The organism is Sphaerochaeta sp. S2, from assembly GCF_016406725.1.
Taxonomy (GTDB): Bacteria; Spirochaetota; Spirochaetia; order Sphaerochaetales; family Sphaerochaetaceae; genus Sphaerochaeta.
The window spans coordinates 1-14,500 of sequence record NZ_JAEKNT010000183.1; the positions used below are offsets into that span (position 1 = coordinate 1).

At 43.2% G+C, this 14,500-nt stretch carries 14 protein-coding genes and 1 pseudogene; 12 read left to right on the forward strand and 3 right to left on the reverse strand.

The genetic code is table 11. The annotated features are described in order from the left end of the window. The 3 genes from JF818_RS04885 to JF818_RS04895 form a co-directional block, all read left to right on the forward strand. The coding region (locus tag JF818_RS04885) for a sensor histidine kinase (protein WP_233066228.1) at positions 1-1,806 on the forward strand (1,806 nt) is incomplete at its 5' end. Further along, positions 1,803-3,299 (forward strand): response regulator, encoded by a 1,497-nt coding sequence (locus JF818_RS04890; protein WP_198890848.1) that lies wholly within the window; start codon positions 1,803-1,805, stop codon positions 3,297-3,299. The genes JF818_RS04885 and JF818_RS04890, both read left to right, overlap by 4 nt. A gap of 28 nt (positions 3,300-3,327) precedes the next feature. Further along, positions 3,328-4,347 carry a family 43 glycosylhydrolase gene (locus tag JF818_RS04895; protein WP_198890849.1) on the forward strand — a complete coding sequence of 340 codons (1,020 nt, stop codon included), beginning with the start codon at positions 3,328-3,330 and terminating at the stop codon, positions 4,345-4,347. Between the two features lie 92 nt (positions 4,348-4,439). On the opposite strand, the gene JF818_RS04900 is transcribed toward JF818_RS04895, so the two are convergent. Then, positions 4,440-6,086 (reverse strand): SulP family inorganic anion transporter, encoded by a 1,647-nt coding sequence (locus tag JF818_RS04900; RefSeq protein ID WP_198890850.1) that lies wholly within the window; start codon positions 6,084-6,086, stop codon positions 4,440-4,442. A gap of 208 nt (positions 6,087-6,294) precedes the next feature. Here JF818_RS04900 and JF818_RS04905 point away from each other — a divergent pair, with 208 nt between their 5' ends. The 8 genes and pseudogenes from JF818_RS04905 (at position 6,295) to JF818_RS04940 (ending at position 11,526) form a co-directional block, all read left to right on the forward strand. Further along, positions 6,295-7,071 carry a TRAP transporter large permease gene (locus JF818_RS04905; protein WP_198890851.1) on the forward strand — a complete coding sequence of 259 codons (777 nt, stop codon included), beginning with the start codon at positions 6,295-6,297 and terminating at the stop codon, positions 7,069-7,071. 204 nt (positions 7,072-7,275) lie between these two features. Continuing rightward, the gene (locus tag JF818_RS04910) at positions 7,276-8,091 is read left to right on the forward strand and encodes a CPBP family intramembrane glutamic endopeptidase (RefSeq protein WP_198890852.1); all 816 of its coding nucleotides are present in this window, start codon (positions 7,276-7,278) and stop codon (positions 8,089-8,091) included. Positions 8,092-8,497: 406 nt separating this feature from the next. Further along, the gene (locus JF818_RS04915; protein ID WP_198890853.1) at positions 8,498-8,938 is read left to right on the forward strand and encodes a response regulator transcription factor; all 441 of its coding nucleotides are present in this window, start codon (positions 8,498-8,500) and stop codon (positions 8,936-8,938) included. Between the two features lie 22 nt (positions 8,939-8,960). After that, a pseudogene (locus JF818_RS04920) lies at positions 8,961-9,158 on the forward strand (response regulator transcription factor); the annotation flags it as partial. Next, entirely contained in the window at positions 9,155-10,519 is a 1,365-nt protein-coding gene (locus JF818_RS04925; RefSeq protein WP_198890855.1) for a sensor histidine kinase, read from the forward strand. The pseudogene JF818_RS04920 and the gene JF818_RS04925, both read left to right, overlap by 4 nt. A gap of 184 nt (positions 10,520-10,703) precedes the next feature. After that, positions 10,704-10,982, forward strand: coding sequence for a type II toxin-antitoxin system RelB/DinJ family antitoxin (locus JF818_RS04930; RefSeq protein WP_198890856.1), 279 nt, complete (start codon positions 10,704-10,706; stop codon positions 10,980-10,982). Further along, positions 10,975-11,253, forward strand: coding sequence for a type II toxin-antitoxin system YafQ family toxin (locus tag JF818_RS04935; RefSeq protein WP_198890857.1), 279 nt, complete (start codon positions 10,975-10,977; stop codon positions 11,251-11,253). The genes JF818_RS04930 and JF818_RS04935 overlap by 8 nt, the downstream gene beginning before the upstream one ends. Positions 11,254-11,376: 123 nt before the next feature. Next, positions 11,377-11,526 carry a hypothetical protein gene (locus JF818_RS04940; protein ID WP_198890858.1) on the forward strand — a complete coding sequence of 50 codons (150 nt, stop codon included), beginning with the start codon at positions 11,377-11,379 and terminating at the stop codon, positions 11,524-11,526. Between the two features lie 278 nt (positions 11,527-11,804). Here JF818_RS04940 and JF818_RS04945 read toward each other — a convergent pair whose 3' ends face one another. Together JF818_RS04945 and JF818_RS04950 are read right to left on the reverse strand one after the other, a co-directional pair. Continuing rightward, positions 11,805-12,110 carry a hypothetical protein gene (locus JF818_RS04945; protein WP_198890859.1) on the reverse strand — a complete coding sequence of 102 codons (306 nt, stop codon included), beginning with the start codon at positions 12,108-12,110 and terminating at the stop codon, positions 11,805-11,807. A gap of 54 nt (positions 12,111-12,164) precedes the next feature. Continuing rightward, complete coding sequence (locus JF818_RS04950; RefSeq protein WP_198890860.1) at positions 12,165-13,037, reverse strand: hypothetical protein; 873 nt, start codon at positions 13,035-13,037, stop codon at positions 12,165-12,167. Positions 13,038-13,485: 448 nt separating this feature from the next. Here JF818_RS04950 and JF818_RS04955 point away from each other — a divergent pair, with 448 nt between their 5' ends. Continuing rightward, positions 13,486-14,454 (forward strand): amidohydrolase family protein, encoded by a 969-nt coding sequence (locus JF818_RS04955; protein WP_198890861.1) that lies wholly within the window; start codon positions 13,486-13,488, stop codon positions 14,452-14,454. The last annotated feature ends 46 nt before the right edge of the window (positions 14,455-14,500 follow it).

Consider the following 14,500-nt stretch of genomic DNA (forward strand, 5'->3'; position numbering starts at 1 on the left):
ATGTTCAACAGCATAAGATCACGCTTGATTTCTCTCATATTGATGTACCTGCTTCTGGTAATCATTCTTGTTACGCTACTTATCTCGGCAACGTATATGAGAGACAGAAGGGCACAGTCAGAATTATATGTGCAACAGCGAATCAACAATGCAATAGAGTTGTTGGATACTGTTATTTACCGTATGGATACTCTTGCTACCCAGTTGCTGGCGAGCAATACCCTGCAAGAGATGTTCTTCAATGCAAATAGGCAGTCTTACACAGATCGTAATTACTTTGAACATAACCTTGAACAGAAGAAAATCGCCCAGGATATTCTTTGGGCTTTCAACTCACCCAATACGCAAGCTCAGAATGTGAGTATCTTCAGTGATTCCACCTATTTGGGACTACGGTATACACCCACTGTTTCGCGGACCAAGGAGGTATCTTCGTGGGATATGTACAGGGTGGATGAAGATCAGAATTTTACTATTTTGCCACCTCATCAGGATTATTGGGGAGGAATACAGGAGCAGAAAGTCTTTTCCTTGGTTCGTCCTTTCATTGGTACCAATTTTGGATTCATCAAGTTAGGGACGATAGAGGTGATGGAATCTGCTTCCTATTTGGAAGAAATCTTTGCAATTACAGAATCTGAAACAGGTCTCTCCTTTCTGGTAATCGATGGAGAGGGTAATACGATTCATGCGACGAGCGAACGAAGTCGCGAAGATATCGTACGATTACAAGAAGTGCAGCGCATAGATGCTGAGCAGGATATTGTTCCAATTGAATTGAGTGATGGTTCATATATGCTGGCCAGTGGAAATTTGTCGTCTGTTGGGTGGGATGTGTTTCTCATCCAGCCTGAGTCGCTTTATAACGCTCCACTGCGTACCTTGATCTTCCAATTACTTGCTCTGTTCCTAGCACTCACTGCTTGTATATTTATCATCATGATCATCATCGTCAACAGGGTAACCCTGCCACTGGAACAGCTGATAGAAGATATTGACAGTTTCTCTCTCTATGAAGAACCAACCATCCATGAATGCAGTTTGCAGGAAGTGAGTGAGATACAGCAAACCTTTCTTCGTCTTGTTTCAAGGCTTAGGGAGTCAGCAGATAAACTTCTCATTGCAAATGAGACAGAACTGAATCTTCGGATTATGACACTCCAGGCAAAAATTAACCCCCATTTCTTGTTCAACTCCTTAACCGCAATCAGTGCAGTTGCTTCAGAAGAAGGAGCAGAGAAGGTCCCTGTCATGTGTCGGCAACTGAGTGAACTATTTCGTTATACCAGTAGTGGGAATGAAGGGGAGACCACCCTTGCAAATGAAATTGACAATGTACGGACATATATGGAGTTTATGACGTGGCGATTTGAAGATTTTTTCTCGTATTCAATAGATGTACAAGGAGATACAAACCAAATATATGTACCAAAACTCATACTGCAACCATTGGTGGAAAATGCTTTCACTCATGGTTTCAAGAATGCGTATCCCCCCTATCGCATCCAGATTGCGTGCAACGTAGCCTCTGATGGGTGGAATATCAGGCTTGAAGATAATGGGCCAGGGTTCTCTCCAACAGTGCTCAGTGAATTGAACCTGCTCTTTCGGAACATCGATCAAATCATTGGGAATAAATTGGACTACAAGGAGTTGAAAGCGCATGATATGGCGCTGGTAAATATCTATATACGATTACGGTTGCAGTATAAGGAACGATTTTCTTTGCGTATTACAGATGCAAAGCCCTCCAAAGGGAGTGTCGTGATGCTGTGGGTGGAAGGGAATGAGGCAGGTTGTCAATGATACGTGTAGTTATTATTGATGATGAACCAATCATCATCAGGAGTATTCAGCGATTATTTTCTGAGAGTGATTCCGATTTTGCCGTAGTGGGTAGCGCAACCAATGGTGAAGAAGGATATCAACTTATCAAACGTTTGCAACCTGATATGGCTTGTATCGATATCAGTATGCCTATTCTTGATGGTATCCAGATGGCCGAGAGATTAAGGGAGGAGCAGGACACTACTCCATTGGTAATCATTAGTGGGTATAGTGAGTTCGAAAAAGCAAAAAAAGCCGTACAGCTGCAAGTGCTTGATTACTTGGTAAAACCTCTTGATAAGTCCTCCTTCAATGTCTTCCTCAATAACATCAAGCCTAAACTGCTTGTTGCTCAACATACGAGGAAACAGCAGTGCTTTGAGGAGATGCTTTCTGTTTCTGAAAAAACGCTCTCTCCAACAAATACCCCTCTACTTGTTGCAAGCATCTGTTTTGGTTCATATCATTTCTCTCGATCGAATCTTTTTGAATGTTCCTTGGACTTTCCCAACCAGTTGGAACTGGAAGAGATTCTCAGGCCATTACTTTCATCCCAGGAGTTTTTTGTAGTACCTGGACGGTACCACAATGAATATCTGCTGGTAATTGAAGATGCTAAAGAGTCCCCAAGCACGGTATTCCCTGCCCTCTACCGGAGGTTGTTGGAAAGGGCAGGAGCAGTTCCCACTACGCTTGTGTATTACCCAGAGTTGTTGGATTCAGCACAACTTCGTATGTATGAACAACGGCTTTCCCAGGCATTATATGGACTCAGCATTTTTGGACGCTCAAGCCTGTTTTCTCACGATGCAACACCAGAGAACATAGATATTCAGTCTGAATTTCATGAAGAATTTTCACTCTTGCAGCATACAAAACAAAGGCTGGGAGAATCAAAGCAACTGATCGAATCAATCTTGAAACGGTGCGAAGAGCGTTCTTTGTCCCAGCGTTATTTATTGAGTTTGATTAGAATGGTTTTCACCACATTGTCCTATCCTGAACACTCAATTGACCTGACAATGATGCTGGATATAGCATTTGGGAACTCAGTGAGTTATGAAACCCTTCAAAAGCAACTGTTTGAATTACTCGAACAAGGCTATACACAGCGAGGGGAATTGGAAGGGTATGACAACCAAGGGCTTATGATTCAAATGAAAACATATCTTGAGTGCCACTATAGTGAGCGGATACGAATCCAGGATCTGGCAGAATCGTTCGGGTTCAACTATTCATATCTCTGTATTCTTTTTAAGAAATATATCGGGGAGTCTCCAAATGAGTACCTCATCAGATGCAGGATACATGAGGCGAAGGCTCTATTGCTACGTTTGGAAACCATGAATATAAAGGCTATTGCGGCTTCTGTGGGGTATGAAGACTCTTACTATTTTAGCCGGATTTTTAGGAAACATACCGGCATGACCCCGTCAGAATTCCGCAAGCACCATATGCTAGAAACAACGTAAGAATAATTATTAGGAGTAACATTTTAGTATGGACACACATGTATTTAAGCCAGGCAAACCTTGGAAAGATACCGAGGGAAATCTCATTCAAGCACACGGAGGCTCTGTGTTGCATCACGAAGGGGTGTATTATTGGTATGGAGAAGATAAATCCAATTATGTTCCAAGAGGAAAGAACTGGCATAACGGGGTGAGATGTTACCAATCAGAGAATCTCTATGATTGGACAGATATGGGAACCATCCTAGTAGTATCGGATGATCCTGATCACCCGATGCATCCTTCCCGGATCATGGATAGACCCCATATTGTATATAACAAACGGACTGATACATTTGTGATGTGGATCAAGTTTGCCGGGACACAAGAAGATCCTACTGATTGGATGACCCAATACATGGGTATTGCTACCTCAAGCAGTATGGATAAGCCATTCACACTAATAAAAACGATACGCCCACTGGGTATGGAAACTGGGGATTTTGATCTCTGGGTTGATGAGCGGGACGGGAAAGGCTACTTCATAGCTGACAGGGTGCATACTGAACTGGTCATAGCAGATTTGACCGATGATTATCTGGATGTGAGCGGATACTACTCAAGTCATTGTCCCCGGACTGAACCCCCTCTTGCTCGAGAAGCTCCCTGTTTCTTTAAAAGGGGAGATAGGTATCATATGATCAGTAGTGGGACTACTGGATATAACCCAAACCCAACAGAAGCCATGGTTGCACTGCTTCCCCATGGACCTTATACACAGCAGGGATCTTTCTGTATCGATGATGAGAAGCTTACTAGTTTTGATTGTCAATTCAGTTCAGTATTCAAGCATCCTACTCGCTACGGTTTGTATATAGCCATCGGTGATCGTTGGATGGCAAAAACCACAAATATTGATGGGCAGCAAGAGGCTGAGACCAGAGAAGCGACCTATATTTGGCTTCCAATCCGGTTCCTTGATGATAGACCGTTCGTGGAATGGAGAGAGACATGGAGTCTCGATGAATATCCTGTGGATGATGGTCCACTTCCTTGGTGGAAACGATAGACAATTGAAATGAACATGAAGTTATTGGGCTCCGGTCACAGAAGGGACCGGAGCCGGTGGTTGTCTGACTCTCATTGGATTGTCGAGAAGCGCTACTTCAACCTCTCATGGCTACTTCTCATTGCCTCTTCAATGTTCGAGAAGATGGAGGATTCCTCTATAAGATGATGTTTCAGGAATTTCTCCTTCAGGTTGTCGTTCAGACCACTGAAGAGTACCTGTATTTCCTTTTTCTTCATATCGGAAAGAAGTACCCTCAGCTTCGCTATTCCATCCGAGTCTACGATGGGCACATAGCGGAAACGAAGGATAAGAATCTTGTAGCCTTTATCGAGTTTCTCTTCAATGTTCAAGAGATGGAATACCGACCCAAAGAACATAGGGCCGTTGATCTCCACAATCCGTATCCTCTTGTCATACTCCCCAAGCTCTTGGGAGAAGATCAACTGGTCATCGACCTTGGAGTACATCAAGGGGCTCAGTTCCACTCCGTCAGCCATTCTCTTCATGAAGAGGATCACAGCCAGCATAAATCCTACCGGAATAGCGATGGTAAGGTCGGTCAACAGGGTGAGTATAAAGGTAGTGAGTAGGACAGCAGACTCATACCGGTTCACCTTCAGACTACTGAGGAATACATGGATCTCACTCATCCTCCAGGCAACAATGATAAGGATGCCTGCCAAGGCAGCCATCGGGACAAACTTGACGACAGGCATTGCTACCAGGTAGATGAACAGGAGGGTGAGGGCATGCACAACACCGGCAATTGGGGTACGACCACCGTTGTTCACATTTGCTGCAGTTCTTGCAATTGCACCAGTTACAGGAATTCCTCCAACCAGGGAGACTGCGGTATTTGCTAATCCCATGGCGATGAGTTCCATGTTCGACCTATGGTGTCCACCGATCATGCTGTCAGCAACGACGGCTGAGAGCAGGGATTCCAGTGCACCGAGGAGGGCGATGGAGAAGGCAGCAGGCAGCAGGGTCGTGATTACTTCTTGGTTGATCGTGAAGAACGTGAGCTCGGGAACCTGGAAGGTTATCACACCAAAACGGTCTCCGATGGTCTCCACAGGAACCCCGAGTATTGAGGTCAGCAGGGTAACCAGTACCAGGGAAGCAAAGACAGCAGGAATCTTCTTGGTAAGTTTTGGTAGGAGAAGAATGATGGCTATGGTTGCAAGCCCCACTGTCAGTGACCAAGGGTCAGTGAGATGAATATTGCTTGCATAGTAGACGAGTTTCTCCAGAAATTCGCTAGGAATATCTTTCTCTGGCAACCCAAGGAAATCATTGATCTGGGTCATGAAGATCAAGACTGCGATACCACCGGTGAAGCCGGTGATAAGGGTCTGGGGAATATACTTGAGCAGGGAGCCCATCTTGAAGAGACCCATGAGGATCAGGATGATTCCTGCAAGGAAGGTCGCAATAAGGAGTCCCTCCATACCATGGGTGGTAAGGATGGAGACAATGATGACGATGAAGGCACCGGTTGGGCCTCCGATCTGGACTCTGCTCCCTCCAAAGAGGGAGACGATGAGTCCTCCCACGATTGCAGTCAACAGTCCGGTCTCAGGTGATACTCCAGAGGCAATGGCAAACGCGATTGCAAGGGGAAGGGCTATTACCCCAACGATGATTCCACTAATGATGTCTTTCTTGATCTGTTCTTTCCCAATCCCCTCTTTTATAAGGGTAAAGAGCTTTGGTTCCCATTCCTTGTTACGCACTTCTTCTCTCCTGTGTGAGGTATACTCCAGTTTTAATAATATGCCAATTGGGTAGTGGATGAATTTGTAAGGGATATTTCTAGGAAGTATGTAATTTGAGCATTCTTGTCTGAAAATGCTATTGTTCCTAAGGCAGGAACAAAATTGCCAAATTGTTCCTGAGCTAGGAACATCTGTTTCTATTACAGAAAAAAAATTGCTACCAGTAATGTATAGGAAATATTGTCTTAAACTGAAACGCTACAGAGAAATCTCATTGCTCGGAATTTTTGTTGCTGTTATCTCCTTTAAGAGGAAATATCCTCGTGGGGAGCAGATGGTATTCAAAATGTTTTTGAGGGTCACTCTTGAGGCTTTTCCTGCACTTTTTACCGTGATATTGTTGCTTGGAGGTATTTACCTTGGTGTTGTGACTCCAACAGAAGCTGGTGCTCTTTCTTCTGCATATGCAATACTCATCTCAATACTCATCTATCACAACCTAGGGCCGAAGAAGATGTGGAAGATCATAAAGAAAAGTGCGGCTAACACTGCTACCTTGGCATTGCTGGCAGGTTCTTCGATGTTGTTCTCCTACATTATATCTCTGGAACAAGTCCCAAGGGTTATTGCAGCTTTTGTTATGGGACTTACAGAGAATAAATATATCTTCCTGTTTATTGTCAATATTGTGTTCCTGCTGCTTGGTTGTGTGCTTGATGTCAGCACCATCCAGTTGGTTTTTGTCCCAATGGTACTCCCTTTGGTAAATGCCTTTGGCATTGATTTGGTTCATTTTGGCGTTGTCATCTGTTTGAATATGATGATTGGACACTCTACACCACCCTTTGGAATGCTGTTGTTTATAGTCTCAGGCTTAGGAAAAGCAAAGATAAGTGGGGTAATACGAGAAATAATCCCAATGATAGCTGTCATGATAGCACTCTTGTTTGCTATTACCTATATTCCAAATATTGTGATGTGGATTCCCAATAATCTCATGTAAAAAGTGCACTAGCCACATGGAGTGAGAGAAGTACTCAATAATCAAGATTCTCTGAGAACCCAACACGTTTTCCCGTCAAAGGAGGCTTGTTGGGTTCCTTTCATTAACCACGAAGGGAAAAAGCATAATCACATAACCGAGAGAGGTTTCTGGGGTGTACTGTAGTATTATTCTTGGTACAGTATCACTACAACGGAAGGTGTTATGAAGAAATGTAAAGAGATACTGAAAGATAATGAGGTATTGGCGTTTCTGGTTGGGACCTACGTGATTTCTTGGCTGATCTGGATGCCTTTTGTGATCTTCACTCAGGGTTGGCTCAAAGGACTCGGAAGTTTCGGCCCAACTATCTCTGCTCTCCTGATCACCGGTATCTCCAAAGGAAGAAGTGGCCTAAAAGAATTGTTAACCAAGGTTCTCATCTGGAAGGTGCACATCTTCTGGTATGTTTTCAGCTTTTTCAGTACGTTGGGCGCCATATTGTTATCCTTGGGCATCTACCGACTGACAGGGGGAGAAGTGGTGAACACCAACGACCCTGGACAGTGGTACCTCATTCCCGTGATTTTTCTATATGTCCTGTTCTTCAGTGTGACTGGGGAAGAATTCGGGTGGAGGGGATTCCTTCTTCCCCGGTTGCAAAAACAGTACAGTGCACTCTCTTCCAGCCTGATCATTGGGTTGTTCTGGGGATTTTGGCATCTCCCTCTTTTCCTCATACAAGGCGATTTTCATGCACATATTCCCTTTCTGCTTTTCATCCTTCAGGATGTGGCGCTCGCGGTCATCCTTACTTGGATCTATAACAATACCCGTGGCAGTTTACTCTTGGTGCACCTATTCCATGCTGCGAGCAATGCCACAGTTGGTCTTTTGCCCATACTGCCTATGAAGGCTGGAGACAGTCTTATGCCACTGTATATAACCGTTGTGGTCTTGGTATTGGTAGCTCTAGCCATAGTCATCATATATGGGCCTAAAACCCTCACGAGGACAAGAGCAAAAATCACGTCTAGTTAAACTATTAAGGCAATCACAGTATCAACATGACTTTTTCATGACTAAGACATGACTTTCTCCACTTATATCAAGTTGGAGGTGCAGGATATCCTGCTCTTGCCCGGAATACTTGTTAGTGGCTGACTTTACCTTGAGTCATCCACAGGAAATTACTGAGATTACGGGTAGTCTAAGTGAGGTGTTGAGGAGAATCCTATGCTAGGATATGAAACAGCGGAATACCATACAATCCACAGTGTTTGTAGCAAAGAAGGGCTCGATACGGAATATGTTCTGTATAAGGTCAATGCTGAGGGGAAGAAGAAACGTTGGAGCCTAATCCAGGCAATTTTGGCTGTACTACGTTGAAGCAGTAGGAAGGTGTGGTGGATATTGTCAGTATGGAGAAGACATAAACAAGATTCGGGTGTTGATCGCAGATGACCAGGCAATAGTTGCACAAGGCTTAGGTGCTCTCTTGTCGGTGGAAGACGATATGGAAGTGGTGAAGATTGTCGATAATGGGCAAAAGGTTCTGGAAGAACTGGAAAAGCAGCCTGTCGATGTGATTCTCATGGATATCAGGATGCCTGTCATGAACGGGGTGGAATGCGCTGGGCACGTAACTGAGAAATTTCCCGATACCAAGGTATTGATACTGACAACTTTCGACGATGACGAATACATTAGCAAAGCCATCGGCAATGGTGCCTCTGGCTATATGCTGAAGGACCTTACTGCGGAAAAACTAACAGCTGCAGTACGGAACGTCCATATTGGTAATTCTGTGCTGGACCATCTCATCACCAAGAAGATTGTAGGAAATACGGGTGTAATACGAGAAAAACGCAAAAGTATTACGAACTGAAAATGGTGAAGTCTTAACCACAAGGGAGATGGATATTCTAAAGCTTGTTGCACGTGGTTTGAACAATACAGAGATAGCAGATGCATTGTGTTTATCCTTGGGGACAGTCAAGAACTACATAACCGCACTCTATGACAAGCTTGGAATAAAGGGGCGACCCAAACTGATGTCGTTTGCTATAGACAATGGACTTATGGGGGACGGAGGGAGTACCGGATGATTTTTTGGTATATCCTTCCCGCATTACTGCTTATTCTCACGCTTCAAGTCATACTCCAGTACAGGTTGATACCTGAATGTCTGGGGAATAATGAACTTTCAAAAAATGCCAAGATTTTTTGGGTTGCAGTTTTGCTACTCAGCTTACCGGGAATAATAGCCTACCTTCTTGCATTCCAGAAGAGAGCGAGAGCCGAAAGAGCCCATGGCTTGAGACCACAATTGAACCGGAACATTGAAGAGAGTATATTCCTCGGGCTTCTCCTGGCATTTTTGTTATATGTTATTGCCATCGTACGGGTAAACCCTGGGAATCTTCCAATAGCGAGTATCTTGACGGCATGTCTTGTCATCATGATGGGGATACACTATTTGCCTCATAAGAGGTTCAAGGTGCTGCGTGGTACTTTGCCCTATGTTCTTGCTATCCTCATCATAGGACAAGACTATCTCTCTGTTTCTGAGGACTACGGGTTCATCGTACTTCTCACGGTAGCATTGGTGATCATTGAATACAGTCTTAGGTATAATAGCATCTATTTCTGGGTGCCACTTATCGTGTATCAGGCGGTGGCTCTTTTCAAGTTCAAGGCAGCCCAAGGATACTTGGATGGAAACTTTATTGCCGGTTATATTTTGAGCAACACCGTGACGTACTGTTTTGTCACGGCAACGTTCTATTTTGCCAAGAGACAGCTCATTCAGAATAATCAACTCCATTACCTTATGAGAGAACTCAAAGGCAAGACCCTGCAACTTGAGGAAGCGGGTATATTGAAGGAGCGTAGCCGCATCGCCAGGGAGATCCATGACACACTTGGACACTCCCTGACCGGTGCAATAATACAGCTGGAAGTTGCCAGAAAACTCATCGATAAGAATTCCGACAAGTCACTGGAAGCGATTATCCGGAGTCAAGAGATTACAAGATCTGGGTTCAATGATGTGAAAAGGGCTATAAAAGCACTGAACCCATTGGGCATTGAAGAGCTGTCACTCTCTGAATGTTTACACCAGTTGATACAAGAAGCTCGAGACAGCTACAACTTTTATATTGAAGGTGATATAGACCTTCCTGAAGACCTCTCTGACGATCTTAAGATACCCGTCTACAGAATTATCCAAGAGCTTATTACCAATAGCATACGGCATGGAGAGGCTAGCAGCATGGAACTCACCATGGAATGCCATGATAATACCCTTAGGATACAGAGCCATGACAACGGTAAAGGATGTGCCAAGCTACAGGAAGGCAATGGGCTGAGAGGTATTAGAGAGAGAATTAACCAGGTTGGCGGCCAGGTGCGGTTTTCATCACAAGAAGGCAATGGCTTTACTGTTCTGATTCACATACCTCTGTAAGAGTGAGTAGTAGGAGGGATGAATGCAGATATATAGGGAAGATGGTCGTGTTTTTCTTGGTGATTATGCTTCTACTATACAATTATCCAATTAGAAAAAACCACTTATATGTGCATTGTATTTACAATAGACATTCTGTGTAGTACAATTTGATTGTATTTCTAGACGTTAGGAGGCCAATACTATGGCAGGAAAAGCCGATACCAGTATGACAATCCGTATGAATCGGGAAGTTAAGGAAGAAGCGCAGATGATTTTTTCTGAGCTTGGTATGGACATGACTACCGCAATCAATGTTTTTTTACGACAGGCCATTCACCATAGTGGGTTTCCCTTTGAGGTAGTTCTACCTACCCCCAATGATGTGACTCTCTCCGCAATGAAATCAGCTGAGGAAGGAAAGGACATGCACGGCCCGTTTGATAGTGTTTCAAGCCTGATGGATGCACTAAATAATGCTTAAGCCTTCATTCACTGGACAGTTCAAGAAAGACTACAGAAAGGCAGTAAAAAGAGGTTGTGACCCTAAAAAGTTGGAAGAGGTAATTACTTTTCTCTGTAATGAACAACCACTACCATCATCATTTCATGATCATCCTCTCGTCAACTCAAAGGACTATAAGGGGATGAGAGAATGTCATGTCCAACCGGATTGGTTGCTTGTATATAAGATAGTACAAGATACACTTATCCTAAAACTGATAAGGACTGGAACACATAGTGATTTATTTTAATTTGGTTCATAAAGCATTTGGTCTATGTAGCAACTCTTCATTCCATTAAACCATAGCGTTCCCCCTACTGGATTAATACATTTGCGGTATGAGTGGGAGAATTCATATTCGAGAAAGTTTAACGTGAAGCAATACATCGCTTTACTTGACAGTTCCTACTACCTTCAACATACTATGGATGTAGGGCAGGAGTTCTACTCATTGCTGGCAGGACCAGTATTGATTGCGATGATGCAGGGATTGGGCCAAGATACAGTGCCTGCTGAGCTGTGAAGGGTTTGTACGTACCGCACCTTGGTTGTAGGCAGTGTTGCTGTAAGGTGGTGCTGACTGAAAGAAACGTGCTTATCTATCACTTTCTTTAGAATCGGTATCGAAGCATAGAAAAGTTTTTAGTATTATGAGGTTCCCAGTGGTATCACTGTAGTATAGTTGCTTGCATCAATACTATGATTGAGGAGAAATTGTCTAAAAGTGCGTGTTTTCTCTTATAAAAGTGTTAACTAAAGCATAACTGAATCAGATTAGTACTTCGTCCTTTTCCTAGGTATTCAGCTACCAGGTCTCTCGCTAATCTTCTTACAATTTCTATCATACGTCTGAATCCATGACCCTGATTTAACAATGAAAGTCGTCCCTGATGCACTTTTCACAATCTTATTCGTAGCAGTCATTTCGTTGATCTTTTTACATTTTTCATCATAAGTTTGTATCCAGTCTCCATGAGTTACCACAAAGAAATCTAACGCTACTCCTTGGATTTTCTTACCTGTAACGGTCATCTCTGATACTTTTTTCCCTTTCTCATTGAATACCTGTATCCAGTCATTCTTTACCGAGACATCTGATATAGCCATTCTTTTCCATCCTAATATTAATTACTTCAAGATGAGCTCTTGCTGAGTAAAAATTTATTTTCCGTATCTTTTCCATGCATCAACAATGAAGGGATAGAAATATGTATTGAAACTTTTTCCAGGTCTTGAAAAATGCCAAGTTTCAAAAATGAGATACTTCTGATCCTCGATTGGAAGGTAGCCAGCCCAGAAGTTTTCATTCTCATTTTCTATCCATTCGATAGGCTTGGTTCCCAAACTATCGGAATTCTCACGACCAATATTCATTTCGATAATAAGATCTGGATTGAGGAGCGAAATTTGTTCTGCAAACCAGTTTTCTCTACTTTTCTTAGCCATCTCAAAGTACGTCTGCATTCGGTACTTGTCCGCTGCATATGATTCCTCTGAAGGGTTGTCAAATTTTGAAAAATTCATGAAAGCATAACTAATACCACTTTCACTACTTGTCCCAATTATTCCCTCTTTTCTACCAAACAATTGTTGCCCAATATCTGAAGCCCAAGGAATATCTTCGTATGGACAACATTCATTATTCAAACCGTAAGTAATATAGAGCATTTTTGATAGGAAGGGATCAGAATTATTAGTGATAACCTTAGTGTAGGGATTATCAGGATGGCACTCATTCCATTCTCTATTCCCTCTTGGATCATTTGCTTGTATTCCTTCGAATACCGCTTGGATGTAATCTTTCCCATATAAGCCCAAAGATTCTTTCGCAATAAAAAGGATCTTCACCTTTTGATGAGTATAATATGGATAGAATCCATCAGCGTTAATTCCTTGAACATATTCTCTCTCGGTCTCATTTGATGCCAAGGAGAGGAAGGATTGCTTCAAATCAGCAATAAGCCTTTGATTCTTTTGCCATAGATCCCTCTCATCAATGGGATACATATTGGAAAATGCTTCAGAACTATTCATTTATCGACCTCCAAGCCATAGGATGCAAGTCTCACAATGAAGTAGAACCATAATCGGAGTATACTACAATAATGGTACAACTGATATGATAATTTTCTGGAAACCATATCTATGAGTACGAATTGTCATGCTATACTTGTAAAGCGTGACATTCGTTTCATGAACCTTACTGTCGCGAAGTTATGGGTGTGCCAATGCTTTATGCAACATAAAAAGGACTTTTTTAAGTCTTAACCTCGTGATATCACGCTTTCAGAAGTTTAAAGCACCGGATTCTGTGGGAAAGATGACGATTATGCCTGATATCGATGATAAATTTAATTCTTATAGTAAGGTGATCCTCCTGTGCCTGTATCTCTAAGATTGAAGGATTTGATGATAAAGCAAGAAGTTGAATCTCCAGGTATGTGATGAGCACCAAGAAATCTATGATTTGGAGCAGTAGCAAATGGTTCATTATGAAAGTAACTATGCAATAACCAATGCCTTGGCCTATACGGATGGAGCTCTGCTGCCTGATGCCACCATAGTGGTGGAGCAGGGGATTATCACGTATGTTGGCAAGCATGATCAAAAGAGGGTTCAGCATCTCGTTCAGGTTGATGCCAAGGGCAATCTAGTGGGTCCAGGTCTGGTCGATATGCACATCCATGGCTGTGGTGGCTTTGATTCAACCAGGGGTAATATACAGGAAAACCTGGAAGGCATGGCCCTGTTTCTTGCAGGGAAGGGAATCACGAGTTTCCAGCTTGCAGTTGTCATGGATTTGGAACTTTTGGGCCAGATCAAAAAAGCAATGGAGGAGAGTGCTTTCCTCTCATCCTATCTGCTTGGGGTCTATGTCGAAGGCCCTTTTATCGCACCTGAGAAAAGGGGCGGCATTCTCCCTTCAGGTATCAGGGCCTTTGACAAGGAATATCTGGAGAGGATTCTTTCTATCAAGTATGGAAAGAGGCCACTTGTCACCTCCATGACCATTGCTCCTGAACTGCAAGGCAGTGAGGAGCTCACGAGTATCTTGGAACAGAACAACATTGTTGTGGCCTATGGCCATAGTGACTGTCCCCTGGACGCCTTGAAACCTAGGGAAAAGAATCATCTTACCCACCTCTTCAATGCGATGAGCGGTATAGATCACAAACGTCCAGGCTTGGCGGCCATGCCGTTTGTCCGTGAATACAGTCATGCCACGTATGAACTCGTTTGCGACGAAGTGCATGTGCATCCATCAGTGATTGACTTGACGATTGATTCACTTGGTACAGAAAGGCTTTGCCTGATTTCTGATGCTATGAGTCTGGCGGGTGTGTTTGGTCAAGAGAAATTGGATAAAATGGTAGTGGGAATTCCCTATTCTGGTACTGTTCGAAAATACTCACTATTGCCTATTTTCCAGTGGCATCCCTCCCTTTCTTAACCGTTATCACCTGGTCCCTCATCAATGAGTGTTCCAGTCTCCAATC

What these genes read in the sequence shown, in the direction of transcription:
- JF818_RS04890 (WP_198890848.1), top strand. Translation starts at nt 1,803, where the DNA reads ATGATACGTGTAGTTATTATTGATGATGAACCAATCATCATCAGGAGT.
- JF818_RS04895 (WP_198890849.1), top strand. Translation starts at nt 3,328, where the DNA reads ATGGACACACATGTATTTAAGCCAGGCAAACCTTGGAAAGATACCGAG.
- JF818_RS04905 (WP_198890851.1), top strand. Translation starts at nt 6,295, where the DNA reads ATGTATAGGAAATATTGTCTTAAACTGAAACGCTACAGAGAAATCTCA.
- JF818_RS04910 (WP_198890852.1), top strand. Translation starts at nt 7,276, where the DNA reads ATGAAGAAATGTAAAGAGATACTGAAAGATAATGAGGTATTGGCGTTT.
- JF818_RS04925 (WP_198890855.1), top strand. Translation starts at nt 9,155, where the DNA reads ATGATTTTTTGGTATATCCTTCCCGCATTACTGCTTATTCTCACGCTT.
- JF818_RS04930 (WP_198890856.1), top strand. Translation starts at nt 10,704, where the DNA reads ATGGCAGGAAAAGCCGATACCAGTATGACAATCCGTATGAATCGGGAA.
- JF818_RS04935 (WP_198890857.1), top strand. Translation starts at nt 10,975, where the DNA reads ATGCTTAAGCCTTCATTCACTGGACAGTTCAAGAAAGACTACAGAAAG.
- JF818_RS04945 (WP_198890859.1), bottom strand. Translation starts at nt 12,110, where the DNA reads ATGGCTATATCAGATGTCTCGGTAAAGAATGACTGGATACAGGTATTC.
- JF818_RS04950 (WP_198890860.1), bottom strand. Translation starts at nt 13,037, where the DNA reads ATGAATAGTTCTGAAGCATTTTCCAATATGTATCCCATTGATGAGAGG.
- JF818_RS04955 (WP_198890861.1), top strand. Translation starts at nt 13,486, where the DNA reads ATGGTTCATTATGAAAGTAACTATGCAATAACCAATGCCTTGGCCTAT.